The organism is Bradyrhizobium sp. 6(2017), from assembly GCF_011058295.2.
GTDB lineage: Bacteria > Pseudomonadota > Alphaproteobacteria > Rhizobiales > Xanthobacteraceae > Bradyrhizobium > Bradyrhizobium septentrionale.
The window spans coordinates 4784803-4802788 of record NZ_CP049289.2; the positions used below are offsets into that span (position 1 = coordinate 4784803).

Genomic DNA, 17986 nt, shown 5'->3' on the forward strand with positions numbered 1-17986 from the left:
GAGAAAACGATGCCGGCTCGTCTCGGATATATTGGCGCAATCGCGGCGTTCGCAAGTGCCGCACTGATCGCGACCTCGGCCACGGCGCAGAAGAAATACGATCCCGGCGCGAGTGATGGCGAAATCAAGATCGGCAATATCATGCCATATAGCGGCCCGGCGTCGTCCTATGGTGTGATCGGCAAGACCGAGGCCGCGTTCTTCAAGATGATCAACGACCAGGGCGGCATCAACGGCCGCAAGATCAACTTCATCAGCTACGACGACGCCTATTCGCCGCCGAAGGCGATCGAGCAGGCGCGCAAGCTGGTCGAGAGCGACGAGGTGCTCTTGATCTTCCAGCCGCTCGGCACGCCGTCCAATTCGGCGATCATGAAGTACATGAATGCCAAGAAGGTGCCGCAATTGTTCGTCGCCTCGGGCGGCGCCAAATTCGGCGATCCCAGGAACTTCCCTGGACGATGGGCTTTCAGCCCAACTACCAGAGCGAGGGACGCATCTACGCTAAATACATTCGCGACAATTTCCCGAACAGCAAGATCGCGGTGTTCTGGCAGAACGACGATGCCGGCAAGGATCAGTTCAAGGGCCTGAAGGACGGGCTCGGCGACAAGGTCGGCATGATCATCGCCGACAAGTCCTACGAGGTCTCCGATCCCTCGATCGATTCGCAGATCGTCGCGCTGCACGATTCCGGCGCCGACATCTTCTTCTCCTGGGCGGCGCCGAAGGGATCGGCACAGGCGATCCGCAAGGTCGGCGAGCTCGGCTGGAAGCCAAAGTTCTTCCTCGCCAACACCGCGACCACGGTCGCCTCGGTGCTGAAGCCTGCCGGGCTCGAATATTCCAAGGGCATCATCTCGACCCAATATCTGAAGGATCCGACCGACCCGACCTGGGACAAGGATCCCGCGGTCGTGAAGTGGCGCGGCTTTATGGACAAATACTATCCTGAGGGGGACAAGGCCAATTTCAACAGCGTCTATGGCTATGTGCAGTCGGAGGCCATGGTGCAGGTGTTGAAGCAGTGCGGCGACAATCTCACGCGCGAGAACGTCATGAAGCAGGCGGCCAGCCTGAAGAACTTCCACTCCGACCTGATGCTGCCGGGCATCATGGTCAACACCTCGCCGGACGACTACTACCCGATCGAGCAGATGCAACTGATGCGGTTCAACGGCGAGGCCTGGGAGCTGTTCGGCGACGTGATCACGGGCGAGGTCGGGCACGACGCGACGCGGTAGGATCGGCATTTTTCGATACTCCCGTCATTGCGAGCGAAGCGAAGCAATCCAGCCCTCAGCATTTGCGGAACGATGGATTGCTTCGTCGCTTCGCTCCTCGCAATGACGGAATGAGTTCTGATTCAACTGTCAGATCGCTTGTTCGGTGTCATCACCCGCGAATGCGGGTGATCCAGTATTCCAGAGGCCGCAGTGTTTGAGCCGAGAGGCCGCGGCGTACTGGATCGCCCGGTCGAGCCGGGCGATGACAGTGTGGGTGGGGACGCAGCTTCGCATTCTCGCGACATGGTCGTCCGAGCTTTGCTCTTCGTTCCGCCCGTTCCCTGCGCGATAGTTTCACGGCTTACTTCGTGCTCTCCCCGCCGAGACTTGGCTTTTTTGTCACCGCCTCCGCGAAGATGCTTCGCATCTCGCGGGGGGGCCGCTGGGTCGTTCTGTCGCATCTCTCGAAACGGGCCGACGAGCGCAGCCACTCGTGCTCAGCTCCAACGTCCCAGGTTGGGTGGCACAAATCATCGCATCAAGTCTGCGACAGAAATCAGTCCTCAGCTTTACTCAGAGCCAGGATCATCGGCGACGGCGCACTGCACACGATCGCTGGCGCCTCAGCGCCGGCGCAGAACGTACACTCCGGCATAATCGCACTCTTCAAATCCGGGCGGCGTGGCCGCCTGTTCAAATAGCTCGGCAGATACGCGATTGATATCGTGCCGGTGCTGAGGTGGGTTAGGCATGACGTATGCTGCCTGATAGACGCGAGACATGTAGAGATAAAACCCGACGGATTCGAATGCGACGATCTCGAAATCCTTGGAGACGAAGTCCTCGAAGCTTTTCTTGCTGATTAGACGATTGTACTCGACGACGGTAACTGCCTGCAGCCCGGCCTTTTGGCGATATCGATTTAGAGCTTCCCAACCTTCTGTCCAACCTTCGCTCAGCAGGTAAAGTCCACCGGGCTTCACGACGCTGGCGATTTGATTGATCGCCTGCTTCTGCAGGTCCCAGGTCGGCAGGTTGATCAGGCAGCGAATGGTAACAGCTATGTCCGCTTGACCGAACTGGCGCGTGACAGGTTCAAGGTTCAGGACATCCGCTTGAGCAAAGCTGAGATTTTCGAGCCCCTGGCGCTGTGCCATGTCATTTGCGGCTTCGACAAAGGCAGGAATATAGTCGAAGCCCAATACCTCGCGTGCCTTCCTGGCGAACCGGGCGCTCGAGTGGCCATCGCCTGCGCCGATATCAAAAACCGTCGATCCGGTGGCCAGCCATCTTTCGATGGAAGCTTCAACCACCGTCTGCAGATACGGGTCGCGCGCGGTCGGACGTAGGCCGTCGGCATCCACCGGCTTTTCGGCCGCAGTCCGCCAGTAGTTTTCTATATCCGAAAGCGTAGGGGCCATTATGTGCTTTCCTTGCTCCTGACGACGTCATTGCTATGGATTCGGCTGGGGCATCTCGCTTGGCAATGTAACTCTCGCCGCCAGGTTTTTCATTGCCTCGGGAGTCGCCAATCTTGATGCTGCCGGATCTGTCGAGAATGACATTTGGGTCAATCTATGTGCGTTTTGCTACCGCGTTGCCGCGTCGCTCGGGGAGATCGCCGATAGACATGCGACGATTATCTAAGGGTCTTCTTTTCCGCCTGGAGCGTTTTGATGGCTGCTTTCAACTCGTCAACAAGTCCCATCCGGAACCCCTCAGCTAATTCTGGGTAGTCACTACCACCACCCCCCCAGCCGAGCAACCCGAGCCGTCGTTGGCGGAGGCGGTCTCTTCATTGGAGAACTCATTGTGACTTCTGGAATATTTGCCGCTGCCGGTTGGATTTTGCCGCAGCCCGCGTGCTAGCCGGTCCGGCATCCGTTCTCGTCGGATTCAATTCGTTCCGGCGGCTACCGTTTCAATGCGACGACCTCTGCCGCGGCACCTTTCGCCAAAATCTTCTCCGGCTGCCGCGCCCGCTCCGCCATGCCGCCGGCGACGCCGACGCCGATCACGTACATCCAACCTTCGTGAAAATCGGACAGATGCGAGTTGAGCAGCGAGCTCGTGATGTTCTGCACGACGACGGCAAGCCCGATCCAGGTGACGAGATCGCGGCTAACGAGATCGCGGCCGGTGAACAGGCGGATGTGGCTATACCACATGGCGTAGAGCAACAAGATGCCGGCAAGCCCCCACTGGATTCCGACATTGAAGGTCTGGTTGTGCGGATTGTTGATCACCTCGGCCTGCAGGCCGGTCTGTCCGGCGGCATCCTGCGTGAACATGTGCTTGATCGCGCCGGTGCCGTGCCCGAGCCATGGCGCCCCGGCGATGAATTTCACCGACTTCCGCCAATAGGTCAGCCGCTGCGCGGTGGAGGCGATGCCGGAGGTGTCGTGCGCGCGATACTCGATGCCGACATCGGCGATACGCTGGCGCAGATAGGGGGATGTGGTCCAGACCAAAAGGCTCGCTGCGGCGACAGCGGCGAACAAGAGCCGCGTGGCGCGTCGTGACAAATGCAGCGAAGCGAACAGGATCAGGAGCACCGGTATGTAGACCAGCGCGGTCCGCGCCGAGACGACATAGAACATGTTGGCGAGGAACAGCAGGATCAGCGCGAGGCAGCCTGCCGCGATGCGCCATTGCCGGGCCTGCAGCGCCGTCAATGCCGGCAGCGCCAGCGCGAAGGCGCACAGCGCGAATTCCTGGCTCTGGTCGACATAGTTCTTGACCGGCACGCCTGCGGACGCGGTGTGCGCGAGCTTGAGCTGCGGCAACGCCAGCACGATCCAGGACAGGATCATCATCAGCGTGCACGAGGCCAGAAAGGCGATGAAGACCCAGAGCCCGCGCTGCGAGCGCTGGAAGTAGCCGAGCAGGAACGGCAGCAGCAGCAGCTTGCTGAGCGGCTTGATGCCGTGCAGCCGTTCGGTCCAGTCGGCCTCCGACCAGGCCAGGCCGACCAGCGCGAGCGCGACCAATGCGATCGGCAACGCAAAGGACGGCCGTGCGAGATCGAGAACGAATTGCTCCCAGTCGATGGTCGGGAGCACCGCGACAAGCCACAGCAGCATGAAGACGGCGAGCGCGGTCGTCGACCAGGGCAGCGACGCCGCGGCCAGCGCGATCATTGTATCGGTGGCGCGGAGGTAGGCGACCGAGCCGGGCCAGGCGCGGACACGGTCGCGCCATCGCATCGGCGGTTCGATGGCAAGACCAATGGCGTCGGAATCGGTGGTCATGACCGGTCACACGCCGTGTGCGGTCGCGCTGTGGAATGTAACCATCGCGGCGGACAGCGCCGCGGCGGCGGCCGCGATTTCGGGGGCAGCCCGATGGGACAGCAGGTCGCGCGCCTGGGTATGATGGCCGAAGCGCTCGGCGAGCTCGGTCCGGCGCTCGCGGATCCGCTCGCGCCATTGCTCCTGCTGCGCCAGAACGCGCCGCACCGAGGCGCAGATCGATTCGGTCGAGAACGGATCGAAATAGTCTGCAAGCTCGCCCGCGACCTCGCGGAACACGGCAATATCGGAGCACAGTACGGGGGTATTCGCCGCAAATGCCTCGATGATCGGGACGCCGAAGCCTTCAGCGAGGCTCGGCATGATCAGGCCATGCGCGCCCGCGATCAGCGCCACCTTCTCGTGCTCATCGACATAGCCGGAGAAGCGGACGTTTTTCGGCTGGTTGCGCGCCTGATTGGCGCCGCCGGCATAGCCGATCACGATGAGATCAGCCTCCGGCAGCTTGCGGAAAGCGCGGATGACGGCCGCGAGGTTCTTGCGCGGCTCATTCGAGACGATGACGACGAAGCTCGGCCGTGCCGGAACGGCGGTGGTCACCGGCGCAAGCGGCGCTTCCGCCACGTCGAAACAGGTCCGCGGATAGACCACCCGCGTCGGAATGTGCGCATATTGCGGGAGCAGGGCGCGGAAGCGGTTCATGCTGTAGTTCGAGACGAAGGCGAGCTCGTCGGCCTGATGCACGCTGGTTAGAAGCCGCGACAGGAACAGGCGGGTCGCGATGTCATCCAGCTTGAGATCGGTGATCGGCAACAGGTCGTGGACCACGCAGATCACCTTGGCGCTCGGATGACGCTTGATCGCAACCCGGGTCGGGGTGTCGATGAGAATGACGTCATAGTCGCGCGCGTCGACCCGCGGCGGGGGCAGCCGGGTCAAGGCCGACGTGTCCTGATAGCTGTAGAAGCCGGGCTCGAGCAGGAAATCGCCGAACAATTCGAGATGGCGCAAATCGGTCGGAATGTATTCGAGGCCCTCGGTCCGGTTCTCGATCAGCTTGACGCTGGTAGGCAGCAGACGAACCGAGCGCAGGAAGGCGATGATGAATTCAAGCGAGGTCGCCGCCTTGAGCTTGTGCTTGAACCAGTCGACGGTGCGGCGCAGGCCGCCGCGCATGATCGGCGAGTTCATGTCAGTTTCATCGAGGAAACGATAGAGCGCGAGCAGCTCGATCAGCCGTGAGTCCTGGGGCAGCAAGCGCGTCCGCTGCTGCCTGCGGCGCAGTTTCCGATAGCGGCGCGTGGTCTCCACGACGAGCGTCAATTGATGTCCGTCGCCGGCGAGCGAGCGGATCAATTCGCGCGTGAAGTGGAAGATGCCGCGCTTGTGGTTGGGTTCGCCGAGCGCCTCGCTGACGACCAGGATCTTTGTCATGCGCTGATTTCTCTGAGCTCGAGGTGATGCGGGACGGGAGCATCCAGCGCAACGGTGCTGGCGATGCGGCCGTGATCGAGATTGATGATGCTGGTGCAGGTGCGGCGCAGCAGCGCATGGTCGTGCGAGGCGATGATCACGATCGCCGCGGTCTCGACCATCTTGCGCAGCCGCTGCTCCGCCTTGGCCGAGAAATTCTCGTCGACCACGCTGAGCCATTCGTCGAGCAGCAGGATGTCGGCGGGAAAGGCGGTGGCGGTCGCGAACAGCACGCGCATCAGCATGCCCGAGGAGAACATGCGCAGCGGCAGCCGCTGCATGCGTTCCTCCAGTTCGGTGAAGGCCCATATGCCGTCGAGGATAGCCGGCGTCGGCTTGCGTCCCGAGATCCGCAGCAGCAGGTTGATATTGTCGGCGGCGACGAAATCGAGGTTGACGCCGGCCCCTAAGCCAAGCAGCGGCACGATGTTGCCGGAAATCTCGACCCGGCCGCTGGTCGCCGGAAAGACCCCGGCGATCAGCCGCAGCAGCGTCGACTTGCCGGAGCCATTCGGCCCGGCGAGGCCGATGCGTGCGCCGGCTTTCGCATCGATCGAGATGTTGTCGATCGCGCGGATGGTGCGCATCTCGCTGCCCTGGCGGAACAGCCGCCCGAGCACGCGGCGCTTCAGCGAGAAGTCGTAGGCGCCGTACAGCGGATAGTCGAGGCAGACGTCGCGGAGCTGGATGCTTGCCATGCCTAGATCCAGAACGCCGCTTTGCGCAGATGGGCGACGGTGACGGTCGCGGCGACCGCGAGCACAGCGAGGCAGGCGAGCACGTAGATCACGCTGGTCGTCGCGACGTGACCGGTCGCTAAGGGATCGCGCCAGATCGCGAACAGATGCGTCAGCGGATTGAGCCGCATCACCGTGGAGCCGCGATCGATCATCTCCTCTGTCCAGATGATCGGCGAGGCCAGGAATGCCAGGGTCAGCGAGGATTCGATGATCGGCTTGATGTCGCGATAACGTGTTGCCAGCGCGCCGAGCACGAGGCTCAGGGCCAGCGTGCAGACGACGTAGAGGGCAAGGCCGGGCAGGGCGGCGATGGCGCCGCCGACATCGCGGGGCGTCAGCGCGAGCCAGAGGATCAGCGGCACGACCGCATTGTGGGCCGCGAACAGCGCCTGTCGTAAGGTACATTGCAGCAGGAACACCACCGGTAGCAGCGCGCGATCCTTGATCAGGCTGGCCGAGTTCTGCAACGCGGTGGTGGCGTCGAGCACGACGCTGTTGAGAAAGGTCCAGGCGGTGAGGCTCGCCGCAAGCATCGGCAGCCGCGCCAGCGCGCTCGCGTTGGAGAGATGGCCGATGACCGAGCCGAGCACGGCGACCATGATGGCCATCTGGATCGACATCCAGAAGGGTCCAAGGAGGGAGCGGACGTAGCGATGGCGCACGTCGGACCAGGCCAGTGCTGCCGCGATCTGGACCGCCCCGACGAGACCGGCCGTTTGGGGACGCGAGGCTGGGGCTGGTGAACCTGCGTCCTTTGCGGTGGCCTCGTCGGTAACGACCTTGCGGTACACTGTCTCGACTCCCTCCTTGAAGGCTGTGGTTGAGTATTTCGTGATGGCGCGATGGCGCGCGGCCTGACCCATGCGGCGGCGCCGCTCGGGATCGTTGATCAGGGTCTCGACGGCGTCGGCAAGCGCTGCGGGATCGCCCGGCGGCACCGTGATGGCCTCGAGGCCGTGGCGGGCGACATGCGGAACGCCGGTGTCGAGCGCGGTGTTGACGATGGGGCGGCTCGCGGCCATCGCCTCGAGCTGCACCAGCCCGAACGTCTCTGCATTGGTCACCGACGGCATCACGAAGACGTCGGCGATGCGCATCAGCTTGACGCGCTCGCTCTCGGACACCGAGCCGAGCAGGCGGACGCGGTCCTGCAGGCCGTAGTCGCGGATCAACTGCTCCAGATTCTCGCGTTCGCGGCCCTCGCCGACGATCCAGACCTCGAAATTGCGGGCGTGCGCCGCGCGCACCAGCACGTCAAAGCCCTTGTAGGGCACCAGCCGACCGCAGGCGAGCACCAGGCGGCCGCGCGCGTTGACGTCATCCGGCTGGGCCGCCGGCCGGTCATATTTCGCAACGTCCACACCAAATGGAACGGCGTGGCATTTGTCGGAAAATTCCTGCAGCAGCGGCGTGGTCTCGAGCAGCACCGGATCAGAGACGATGATCGCAGCGGCGCGACGCAGCGTCCGCCGCATCAACGGTTCGACGAGGAACCGCAAGGCCGCGTGCGAGACGATATCGGCGTGCCAGTGCACCACCAGCGGACGCGCACGGCCGAGCCCGAGCGCGAACACGAGGTCGGCGAGCGGGAAGGGGGCATGCAGCGCCAGCAGATCGTGCTCGCCGATGCGGCGCCACAGCCGCCACGGATAGGTCGGCGCGGCCGGCAGCGACAGCACGTCGCCGAACGAGTGCACGCGCTCGACGGCGACGTCGTTGACCACGATCTGCCGCTCGCCGCCGGAGCGCGAGCAGACCAATGCCGCGGCGTTGAAGGTGTCCTTCAGGCCGGCGCAGATGTCGCGGATGACCGTCAACGTGCCGCCGAACAGGTCGGGGTAGTAGACCTTGAAGATGTGCAGCACCGAGGGGCGCCGGACCGGCGCGTTGACAACAATCATGGGCGGCTCGATCCGGATCATGCTGCGAACAGGGCGACGACGAACGGCAGCGCTAGCGCGGTGAAGAACACCAGCGAGCGCAGCAGCGCCGGAAACACCGGCTCGATCGGGCCGCAGGGCGCCTGCGGCGTGAAGCGGAGTGTGGTGGCGGCGAACCGACCGGGTTCGCAAGGCGAACCGGGGTAGCGGACCGAACGAAGAGACATTGCGTCGGATTCCCTGCTGGATGGATTCTGGATACGTGGGAAAACTTCACACGTCAATGACGTCGAACTAAAATGTGGGATTATGTCCCACGTGTGGCGATGGATAACTTTTTTTGAAGAAGGGGAGACGCGACCGCGTGACGTCACGGTCGCGCCACGACGGCGCGAGCTGAGCGAAATGACGAGGAAATGAGCAGAGCTATCGCGTGCGGCAGGCGACAACTGATCGTCATGCCCGGGCACGACGAGCTGGGAGCAGGCGTCAGGCCGGCTCGGCCGTGCTGCGTGCGGCGGATGGCTGCAACTGGCCGCGGATGGCGGCGATGTCGAAATGGATCCGCTCGGGCAGCATCGCGGCCGCGGGTCGCTGCAGGTCCTGTTCGATCACGACGCGCTTGCCGCCATCCGATGTCAGCGCGATCGAGATCGACAGCGCCCGCGGCTCGGCGGAGAGCCCGGCATGCGCGCGGCAGGCATATTCGCCGGCACGCAAGGCGCCGAAACCGAAGGCGAGCAGGCGGCCATAGATGTACAGCGCCACCAGGTCGGTTTCGTCGAAGCGGCGCGGCGAGCCGGGCACAACACCCGGCAGGCAGGGATAGCTGCCCGCCATCACCGTCGCCACGAACTCCTCGTATGGAACCTGGGCGACCCGGCAGGCTTCCGCGATCGCAAGGTCGAATCGGGCAGGCGTCATGGAGCGGTCCGTATCGCTGGCGCAGCGCCACGCACCGTGACGTCAGCGCCCGCAAGCGCGCATTGTCTCCGGAGGTGACTTTATTTCCCATAAGTGGGAAAATGTCACACGTCAAGTGGGGTGGGATTGTGTCCCACGCGACGGACGGCTAAAACTTGGGCATGAATGCCAAAGTCCCGAAGCCGAAACCGGCATCGTCAGCGCCGATTGCCGCAGCGAAGCTGCATTCGCCGCTGGCGCGGATGCTGCGTCCGCTGGTCCGACTTTGCATCCGCGGCGGCATGACGTTTCCGGCGCTGACCCAGCTGTTGCGCGAGCTCTATGTCAACGTCGCCGAGCACGATTTCGCGCTCGAAGGCAAGGAGCAGACCGACAGCCGCGTCAGCCTGCTGACCGGCATCCACCGCAAGGAGGTGGCGCGGCTGCGCGGCGCCGGCGCGCCGGTCAACGCGGTGCCGGCGACGCTGTCGCGCACCAGCGCGATCATCGCGCGCTGGCTGGCCGCGCCCGAATTCACCGACGCGAAGGGCGACCCGCTGCCGCTGCCGCGCACCGCGGATGGCGGCGCGCCGTCGTTCGAGTCGCTGGTCGAATCGATCACCAAGGACGTGCGGCCGCGCGCGGTGCTGGACGAATGGCTCGACCGCAAGCTCGTCACCATCAACGACGATGACGAGATCATGCTGGTCGAGGAGGCCTTCGTCCCGCATGGCGACGACGACCGCAAATGGCACTATCTCGGCCGCAACCTGCACGACCACGTCGCGGCCGCCGAGATGAACGTGTCGTCGGCGACGCCGCGCTTCCTCGAACGCGCGGTGCATTATGACGGGCTGTCGGCCAAGCTGGCGAAACGGCTCGAGGGCCGCTCGCGTGAGCTCGCGATGGAGGCGCTGAAGGTCGCCAACCGCGAAGCCAACCGCGCTTTGGCCAAGGACAAGGGCGGCGACTATCGCTGGAATTTCGGCATCTACATCTATCGCGAAGGCCCGGACGGCCCGGTCGATGACGATGCGGACGAAGGCGGCGCGTCATGAAGCGCCCGCCCGTCATCTCGCGCCGCGCGCTGCTTGCAGCGTTCTGGCTCGCCGGAACGTCGCTCGCGGGCGCGCAGGGCAAGAAGCGCGGTAGCGACCAGGGCATCGGCGGCACCGGGATCACCGGCTCGGATCAGGGCATCGGCGGCACCGGCATCGTCGGCGTGATCCAGCGTTTCGGCTCGATATATGTCAACGGTGAGCGCGTCGCCTACGCGGCTGACGTGCCGGTGCGGATCGACGGCGAGGCGGCGAGCGCGAAAGCGCTGCGGATCGGACAGCTCGCGCGCGTGGTGGCGCAGCGCGATGCCGGCGGCACGCTGTCGACCAAACGCATCGATGTAGCGAGCGAGGTGACCGGGCCGGTCGAGCACATGAAGCCAGGCGAGCTGACGGTGCTCGGCCAGAAGGTCGCCTGGAGCGGCAGCGAGAGCTGGCTGAAGCCGGGCGCCCATGTCGCCGTGTTCGGGCTGCGCCGCACCGACGGCGTCGTCGTCGCGAGCCTGGTGCAGCAGCACAGCGCCGCCGCGACGCATGTCACCGGGCCACTCGAGCGCGATAGCTCCGGGGCGTTGCGCATCGGCGATCTCAAGCTGACCGGCGTCAACGCCGCGCTCGCCGGCCAGCGCGTCTATGCCGAGGGCCAGGTCGCGCAGGGCGTGATGCAGGTCGCGCGCAGCCGGGCCGACGATTTCTCCGATCTCGCCGGCGCCAACCGGCTCCTGATCGAGGCCTATGTGCGGCGGGTCGGCAATGATCTGCAACTCGGCTCCGGCTTCGTCGCGCGCGATCATTCGCGCTTCTCGCCGGCGGCCGATACGCGCGTGGTGGTCAATGCGCAGCTGTCTGGCACGCGCGAGCTGCGCGTCGAATCGGTGCAGTCGGTTGGCAAGTTCCCGGGCTCCTCGGTACGGAGCCCCGGCACGCCCGGACGTGGATCCGGTGGCGGCGGACCCGGATCAGGACATGGTCCCGGCGGGCGCGGTGGACCCGGCGGTGGTCCTGGTGGCGGTCCCGGCGGTGCGCCTCCGGGTTCGTCGGGCGGACTGCCGCCAGGCGGCGGTCCTGCGCCCAATCCGGCCACGGGTGGATCGACCGGTCCGGAGCCCGGCGGCGGCTTTGGGCCACCCGGCGGTGGATTCGGCGGAGGTGGTGGACCTTTCGGCGGTGGCGGGCCGGGCGGCGGATTCGGTGGCGGCGGACCCCCGGGTGGCATGGGCGGCGGCCGGCGCTGACGCCACAAACGAGATCGGCGCAAGCGGGGCCGCTTGCGCCGATGTTCAGATCGCTGTCGAGCGACGGAGCTAGCCCGCGCTGAGCCGGACGCCGGCGCGGAGGAATTTCTGCGGATCGACGGCTTCGCCGTCGATCCGGGTTTCGTAGTGCAGATGCGGACCGGTGGAGCGGCCGGTCGAGCCGACGGCGCCGATCACCTGGCCTATCTTGACGGTGTCGCCGACCTTGACGCCGATCTCGGAGAGATGGCCGTAGCGGGTCGAAAGGCCGTTGCCGTGATCGACCTCGACCATGCGGCCATAACCGCCGGCCCAGCCAGCCGACACCACCTTGCCGTTGGCGGTGACGCGTACCGGATCGCCCTGGGCGGCGCGGAAGTCGAGGCCGGTGTGCATCGCCGGCCGGCCGAGGAAGGGATCCGAGCGCACGCCGAAGCCGCTGGTGAACTCGACTTCGCCGACGACGGGCTTGCGATAGGGCACCAGCGCCAGCGTCTGGTTCAGCCGCTGCATCTGGGCGCGGTTGATGTTGATGCGATAGAGCTGGCGCTCGAACGCGCCGGCGTCGGCAGAGAGTTTCACAGGGACAAAGGGCCCGCCCATGCCGGAGCGCGGCGTCGCCGCTTCGAGTTGCGCCATGTTGAGGCCGAGATCGGAGATCACGCCGCGCATCCGGCGCACCCGCGATTCGATGCCGTCCTCGACCGAGGACAGCGCGGCAACCTGGCGCCGCTCGACCTGGTCAAGCGAGGTCTGCAGACGGACCAGGACGTTGTCGACGCCCTGGGCCTTGGCGAACTGGTTCGGCTGCGCCTTGGCGATCAGCGGTGCGCGCGATTCCAGCCGCGCCTCGCGATCCGGCGGCGCCACGAAGATCACGGTGTCGCTGATCGGCGAGGGTTTTGGCGAGCCGGAGGAGGGCGACGTTTCGGCGCGGCCCTGCGGCTTGATCGATCCGGTGGAGGTGGCATCGGGCATTGCGCCGAGCGCGGTGGCGCGCGATTCAAGCGTCGACTGCCGCTTCATGATCTGGTCGAGCTTCTGGTCGAACTGCTCCTGGTCGAGCAGCTGGCGGCTGGTGGTGCGATCGACCTTGGCGCGCAGCTCGGAGATGCGGTCCTCATAGGCGTATTGCATCTCGGCCTGGCGGGCGATCAGCCGGGTCAGGACGTCGTCGCGGAATGCGAAATAGGTCGCGGTCGCCGCCGACCACATGCCGAGCAGGACCACGGTGCCGACCGCGATCCAGAACACGACCGGCCCGAACCGGACCTGCTTGCCGGCATGGACAATGGTGTAGCCCTCGCCGGAGGCCGCCACCGCTGCGGCCGGAGCGGCGTGCTGCGCTGCCGGACGGCGTGCGGGCGTCCGGCCATGGTCCTGCGGATGATGGTGTTTCTGGTATTCCTGGTGATGACCGGACCGGCTCGACATCGGTACTCCCGCGGCCGGTCGGACCAAGCTCCGTACGGCTAATCTGCGGGGGCGATTTGAGCTCGCCATGGTTAATTTTCAGGAAACGGAACCCCTCCGATCAGATCGCTCGGGCGGCCTCCAGTACCGCTTCGGCATGGCCGTCGACCTTCACGTGGCGCCAAATCCGGGCGACTTTTCCGCCGGAATCGACCAAAACCGTGGTGCGAATAATTCCCATGAAGGTCCTGCCATACATGGATTTTTCGCCCCAGGCGCCATACGCCTCCAGCATCTGATGGGCCGGGTCGGAGACCAGCGGCACAGACAGCTGGTGTTTGTTTCGAAATGACTCCTGCGCCTTAACCGTATCGGCGGATATGCCGACCACCTCGGCACCCGTCGCGGCGAACTCGCTTTTGAGCCGGGTGAAGTCAATCGCCTCCCGGGTGCAGCCAGGGGTGTCGGCGCGGGGATAGAAGAACAGCACCAGCTTCTTGCCGGCGAAATCCTTAAGCGAAACAGTGCCGCCGCCGTCGCGCGGCAGGCTGAAGCCAGGTGCCGCGGCGCCTTCCGCGAGTGTGACGGCGGACGGCTTGGTCACTGACGCGGCCGGCTCACGCTTTAACGGTTTCGACGCAGCCTTGTGCGAGGCTTTGCTTCGAACACCCGCCGCGGTCCTGGTCCTGGTCTTGGTTGTTTTGGCGGCTGCCTCTTTCGCAGCGGTTGTGCGGGTTTTGGTCGCGGACTTCCCAGTGCTTGCGCTTGCGGCGCGCGCAACCTTTGTTGCGACCCGCTTTCCGGTTGTGTTGGAGGATTTCTTGCGCGTTTTCTTGGACATACGCCTTCCTTTCGTCGCTTTCCGAGGCTCAACCATTGAGGTATTGCGGGTCTCATTCGCGGCGGCCGGATTCGCATCGGCCGCTGGGCAAGTTTGATGGCCACGGAGTATGGTGACAAGGAATTCGACGCGTTACCCGTCCGCTTGCTGAATTGGCTTTTGTTTGGGTTGTTTGGTCCGTTCTTTTGGTCCGTTCTTGGGGCCATCGGCGAGTAACATGATTAGGCGAGGATAGGCGGCGATGCCGGCACAGGAGCGCTCGATACGAATCGACGGGCGTCCTGATGGCGGCGATCAGCTTCGCCGTCAGCACCGAGAGGCAATGGCAAGGAACACGTCGCCGCAGGGTCCAAATCCGCGCGCCGGGGCTGACTTCTCGCAAGGGGAAGACGACGCCGCGTGGGACGAGCAGGATGAGGCGGCGGGCCACCGTGCGCGGCAATTGCTGTCGCGTTCGAACGGCAACCTGCATCGCTTCACCGACTTCTGCTCCGGCATGCAGCGCTGGCTGAATGGCGGGCGCTGGATTCGTCGCATCGGTCTGGTCCTCGCGGTGCTCGTCGTGATCTTCGCGACCTGCTTCGCCGCGTTGTGGTGGCGGCTCGGTGCCGGTCCAATCAATTTCGACATGGCGACGCCGTGGCTTGCCGCGGCGATCGAGGAAAATATCGGCCACGGCAACACCGTCGAGGTCGGTGGAACCCAGATCGAGCGCGCCGGCCGCGTCAGGATCGCGGTGCGCATCCGGGACATCATCGTGCGCGACCGCGACCATGCGATCGTGGCGAGTGCGCCGAAGGCCGAGGTGCGGTTGTCGGGCACGGCGCTGCTGATGGGGCAGTTGCGGGCGGAGAGCCTCAACCTGGTCGATGCGGAGCTGTCGGTCCGCATCACGCCCGATGGCTATGTGACCGTATCCACCGGCGATACCGCCAAGCCGCTTGCTACCGGCGTTGCCTCCAAGAGGGAGGCGGGCATGCCGCCGACATTCCCGCGTCCGGTGCCCGCCGCACCGTCGCCCGCGGTGCCGTCGCCGCCGGTTGCCTCCGGGCCCTCGGCGGCCACGCCCGAATCGGCCCAGAGCGGACTGCTCGCCGGTCTCGACTGGCTCGACAGTCTCAGCCTGACCGGCCTCGACGGCCAGAACCTCAACGAGATCGGCCTGAAGAACGGCAATCTCGTCGTCGACGACCAGCAGCGCGGCAACAAATGGAGTTTTGAGAATATCAGCCTGAGCCTGCGGCGCCCGAGCGGCGGCGGCGTTGCACTCAGCTTCGGCGAGGAGGGCGCAAAGCCCTGGTCGGTGCGCATGGTGATCGGGCCGCAGACCAACGGCGTGCGCTCGGTCGACATCAAGGCCGACAAGGTTTCCACCAGCAACATCCTGCTCGCGCTCCGGACCAAGGACCTGACCTACAGCGCCGACCTGCCGTTATCGGGCGAATTGAAAGGCGAGCTCGGCCGCGACGGCCTGCCGACCTACTTCCGCGGCAAGGTCAATGTCGGCGCCGGCAACATCATCGACACCGACACGCCCGACTATCCGATGCCGGTAGATTCGGCCGAGATGAGCGTCGAATGGGATTCAGGGCGGCGCGTGCTGCTGGCGCCGATCAAGATCGTCTCGGGCGCCAATCGCATCACGCTGCTCGGCCATCTCGAACCACCGAACGACAATGTCACGGACTGGCAGGCCGGTCTGTCGGGCGGCACCATCGTGCTGGCCGACGCCGACAAGAATGAGCCGCCGCTGATCTTCAATCGCATCAACATCGGTTTCCGGTTCGATACCGACAAGAAGCGCGTGCTGCTGACCCAGGCCGACATCTCCAATGGCGAGATCGGCGTCGCCGGTACCGGCAGCATCGATTATTCCGGCGAGCCGCGGTTGCAACTCGGTTTTGCCGGCACGCCGATGTCGGCCTCCGCCCTGAAGCGGATGTGGCCGGTCATCATCGTGCCCGAGGTGCGCGAATGGGTGCTCGAACGGATCGACCGCGGCACGCTCCAGCGCATCGATGTCGGGGTCAACTCGCCGGTGCACAATCTGTCCCGCAAGGGACCGCCGATTCCGGATGACGGCCTCTCGGTCAACATTGTCGCCTCTGGAGTCACGGTGCGTCCGGTGGACAAGATGCCTGCGGTGCATGATGCGGACCTGAAGGCGAGGGTCACCGGCCGCACCGCGACCGTGACCATCAACCAGGGCATCGCCGACACGCCGGCGGGCCGCAAGATCACGCTGTCGGACTTCACCTTCGAAGTGCCGGACATGGCGCCCAAACCGTCGCCGTCGAAGGTCAAGTTCCGAGTCGACTGCCCGGTGCCGGCCGCCGCCGAAATCCTGGCATCCGACCGGCTCAGCGATCTCTCCGGTCCGCCGATCGATCCCAACGCCAGCAAGGGCAACGTCACGGCCACGATCAATCTCGGCATGCCCGTGAAGGGCGAGCTGACCAAGGCCGATACGCAATATTCCGTCACCGCCGATATCGCCGGTGTTGCCGTCGACAAGCTGGTGATGAACCAGAAGCTCGAGGCCAATACGCTGAAGGTGATCGCCAGCAACGCCGGCTTCCAGGTCAAGGGCGACGTCAAGATCAACGGACAGGCGGCGTCGCTCGACTACCGCAAGCCGGCCGACGGCGACGCCGACGTCAAGCTGCAAGCGACGCTGGACGACGCGAGCCGCGCACGCCTCGGGCTCGATCTCGGGCCGGCGGTCTCGGGCGCGATCCCGATCAAGCTGAGCGGCAAGATCGGCAGCGGCGACAATCCGGCCACCAAGATGGGCGTCGAGGCCGATCTCACCCAGCTCAAGCTCGACAACATCCTGCCGGGCTGGGTCAAGGCGCAGGGCAGGGCCGGCAAGGCGACCTTCAACGTGGTGCCGAAGGGGCAATCGACCCGGTTCGAGGACATCTCGATCGAAGGCAGCGGCGTGTCGATCAAGGGCGCGCTCGAGGTCGACCAGAACGGCGACCTGATGAATGCGAACTTCCCGACCTACGCGCCGTCGGAAGGCGACAAGACATCGTTGCGGGCCGATCGCGGTCCCGACGGCGTGATCAAGGTGACGATCCGCGGCGACGTGTTCGACGGCCGCGGCTTCCTGAAATCGGCGATCTCCGGCCGCGACAGCGATCCCAAGAGCAAGGCCAAGACCACCGATTTCGATGCCGATCTGAAACTCGGCGCTGTGGCCGGCTTCAACGGCGAGGCGATGCGCGGCGTCGACGCCAAGATCTCGCGCCGCAACGGGTACTTCAAGGCGTTCACGCTGGCCGGCAAGGTCGGCGGCCAAGCCACCCCCGTCAGCGTCGACTTGCGGCGCCAGCAGGCACGGGAAGTGATCTATCTGCAAACCGGCGACGCCGGCGCGCTGCTGCGCTTCATCGATACCTATTCCAAGGTGATCGGCGGTCAGCTCATGCTGGCGTTGGAGCCGCCGACACCGGATCAGGGTCCCAAGGACGGCCTGATCACCATTCGCGACTTCTCGGTGAAGGGCGAAGCCCAGCTCGACCGCGCGGTCGCCGGCGGGCCGATCAGCACCCAGAACGGCATCGGGTTCGACGCGCTGCGCGCCGAGTTCACGCGCCAGAGCGGCCAGCTTTCGATCCGCGACGGCGTGGTCAAGGGACCGAGCATCGGCGCCACCATCAAGGGCAGCATCGACTATGTCGGCAACCAGGTGCGGATGAACGGCACCTTCATTCCGATGTACGGCTTGAACAACATGTTCGGACAGATCCCGTTTTTCGGGATATTCCTCGGCGCAGGCAGCAATGAGGGGCTGATCGGCGTCACCTATGAGGTGGTCGGCACGCCGAACCAGCCAGTGCTGCGCGTCAACCCGATCTCGGCGCTGGCGCCCGGGCTGACGCGGAAGATCTTCGACTTCAATCAATACAATCCGACCGATCTGCCGCCGACGAACAATTAGGGCATGATCCGTTGCAGCCG

12 protein-coding genes and 1 pseudogene are annotated in these 17986 nt (G+C 65.0%); 4 read left to right on the forward strand and 9 right to left on the reverse strand.

Annotation, left to right across the window (positions count from 1 at the left end):
• Window positions 1-9: 9 nt before the first annotated feature.
• Window positions 10-1244 (forward strand): annotated as a pseudogene (locus G6P99_RS22265) (ABC transporter substrate-binding protein).
• A gap of 605 nt (window positions 1245-1849) precedes the next feature.
• Here G6P99_RS22265 and G6P99_RS22270 read toward each other — a convergent pair.
• The 7 genes from G6P99_RS22270 to G6P99_RS22300 form a co-directional block, all read right to left on the reverse strand.
• Window positions 1850-2647 carry a class I SAM-dependent methyltransferase gene (locus tag G6P99_RS22270; RefSeq protein WP_029084220.1) on the reverse strand — a complete coding sequence of 266 codons (798 nt, stop codon included), beginning with the start codon at window positions 2645-2647 and terminating at the stop codon, window positions 1850-1852.
• Between the two features lie 492 nt (window positions 2648-3139).
• Complete coding sequence (locus tag G6P99_RS22275) at window positions 3140-4477, reverse strand: O-antigen ligase family protein (RefSeq protein ID WP_051346683.1); 1338 nt, start codon at window positions 4475-4477, stop codon at window positions 3140-3142.
• 6 nt (window positions 4478-4483) lie between these two features.
• A complete protein-coding gene (locus tag G6P99_RS22280) occupies window positions 4484-5911 on the reverse strand; it encodes a glycosyltransferase family 4 protein (RefSeq protein WP_029084355.1) in 1428 nt (475 codons plus the stop codon).
• Window positions 5908-6648: an ABC transporter ATP-binding protein gene (locus G6P99_RS22285; RefSeq protein ID WP_029084356.1), complete on the reverse strand. Its 741-nt coding sequence runs from the start codon at window positions 6646-6648 to the stop codon at window positions 5908-5910. Before G6P99_RS22285 ends, G6P99_RS22280 begins: the two co-directional genes overlap by 4 nt.
• Window positions 6649-6650: 2 nt before the next feature.
• On the reverse strand, window positions 6651-8591 hold the full coding sequence (locus G6P99_RS22290) for a glycosyltransferase (RefSeq protein WP_029084357.1): 1941 nt from the start codon (window positions 8589-8591) through the stop codon (window positions 6651-6653).
• Window positions 8592-8608: 17 nt separating this feature from the next.
• The gene (locus G6P99_RS22295) at window positions 8609-8797 is read right to left on the reverse strand and encodes a hypothetical protein (RefSeq protein ID WP_029084358.1); all 189 of its coding nucleotides are present in this window, start codon (window positions 8795-8797) and stop codon (window positions 8609-8611) included.
• A 262-nt stretch (window positions 8798-9059) separates the two neighbouring features.
• Window positions 9060-9494: a hypothetical protein gene (locus G6P99_RS22300; RefSeq protein ID WP_029084359.1), complete on the reverse strand. Its 435-nt coding sequence runs from the start codon at window positions 9492-9494 to the stop codon at window positions 9060-9062.
• 161 nt (window positions 9495-9655) lie between these two features.
• Between G6P99_RS22300 and G6P99_RS22305 the strand changes: the two genes are divergently transcribed.
• Together G6P99_RS22305 and G6P99_RS22310 are read left to right on the forward strand one after the other, a co-directional pair.
• Window positions 9656-10531, forward strand: a complete 876-nt coding sequence (locus G6P99_RS22305; RefSeq protein WP_029084360.1) for a DUF6502 family protein — start codon at window positions 9656-9658, stop codon at window positions 10529-10531.
• Window positions 10528-11766: a DUF5666 domain-containing protein gene (locus G6P99_RS22310; RefSeq protein WP_029084361.1), complete on the forward strand. Its 1239-nt coding sequence runs from the start codon at window positions 10528-10530 to the stop codon at window positions 11764-11766. The genes G6P99_RS22305 and G6P99_RS22310 overlap by 4 nt, the downstream gene beginning before the upstream one ends.
• A 69-nt stretch (window positions 11767-11835) precedes the next feature.
• Here the strand turns inward: G6P99_RS22310 and G6P99_RS22315 are convergent, their stop codons facing one another.
• Both G6P99_RS22315 and G6P99_RS22320 read right to left on the reverse strand, forming a co-directional pair.
• Window positions 11836-13200, reverse strand: a complete 1365-nt coding sequence (locus G6P99_RS22315) for a M23 family metallopeptidase (protein WP_029084362.1) — start codon at window positions 13198-13200, stop codon at window positions 11836-11838.
• 100 nt (window positions 13201-13300) lie between these two features.
• Window positions 13301-14020 (reverse strand): peroxiredoxin, encoded by a 720-nt coding sequence (locus G6P99_RS22320; protein ID WP_165123435.1) that lies wholly within the window; start codon window positions 14018-14020, stop codon window positions 13301-13303.
• A 241-nt stretch (window positions 14021-14261) separates the two neighbouring features.
• On the opposite strand from G6P99_RS22320, the gene G6P99_RS22325 reads away from it, so the two are divergent.
• Window positions 14262-17966: a DUF3971 domain-containing protein gene (locus tag G6P99_RS22325; protein WP_035977986.1), complete on the forward strand. Its 3705-nt coding sequence runs from the start codon at window positions 14262-14264 to the stop codon at window positions 17964-17966.
• The last annotated feature ends 20 nt before the right edge of the window (window positions 17967-17986 follow it).

Excerpts from the sequence above, each read along its gene's own strand:
- G6P99_RS22270 (WP_029084220.1), bottom strand. The coding sequence starts at position 2,647 with ATGGCCCCTACGCTTTCGGATATAGAAAACTACTGGCGGACTGCGGCC.
- G6P99_RS22275 (WP_051346683.1), bottom strand. The coding sequence starts at position 4,477 with ATGACCACCGATTCCGACGCCATTGGTCTTGCCATCGAACCGCCGATG.
- G6P99_RS22280 (WP_029084355.1), bottom strand. The coding sequence starts at position 5,911 with ATGACAAAGATCCTGGTCGTCAGCGAGGCGCTCGGCGAACCCAACCAC.
- G6P99_RS22285 (WP_029084356.1), bottom strand. The coding sequence starts at position 6,648 with ATGGCAAGCATCCAGCTCCGCGACGTCTGCCTCGACTATCCGCTGTAC.
- G6P99_RS22290 (WP_029084357.1), bottom strand. The coding sequence starts at position 8,591 with ATGATTGTTGTCAACGCGCCGGTCCGGCGCCCCTCGGTGCTGCACATC.
- G6P99_RS22295 (WP_029084358.1), bottom strand. The coding sequence starts at position 8,797 with ATGTCTCTTCGTTCGGTCCGCTACCCCGGTTCGCCTTGCGAACCCGGT.
- G6P99_RS22300 (WP_029084359.1), bottom strand. The coding sequence starts at position 9,494 with ATGACGCCTGCCCGATTCGACCTTGCGATCGCGGAAGCCTGCCGGGTC.
- G6P99_RS22305 (WP_029084360.1), top strand. The coding sequence starts at position 9,656 with ATGAATGCCAAAGTCCCGAAGCCGAAACCGGCATCGTCAGCGCCGATT.
- G6P99_RS22310 (WP_029084361.1), top strand. The coding sequence starts at position 10,528 with ATGAAGCGCCCGCCCGTCATCTCGCGCCGCGCGCTGCTTGCAGCGTTC.
- G6P99_RS22315 (WP_029084362.1), bottom strand. The coding sequence starts at position 13,200 with ATGTCGAGCCGGTCCGGTCATCACCAGGAATACCAGAAACACCATCAT.
- G6P99_RS22320 (WP_165123435.1), bottom strand. The coding sequence starts at position 14,020 with ATGTCCAAGAAAACGCGCAAGAAATCCTCCAACACAACCGGAAAGCGG.
- G6P99_RS22325 (WP_035977986.1), top strand. The coding sequence starts at position 14,262 with ATGCCGGCACAGGAGCGCTCGATACGAATCGACGGGCGTCCTGATGGC.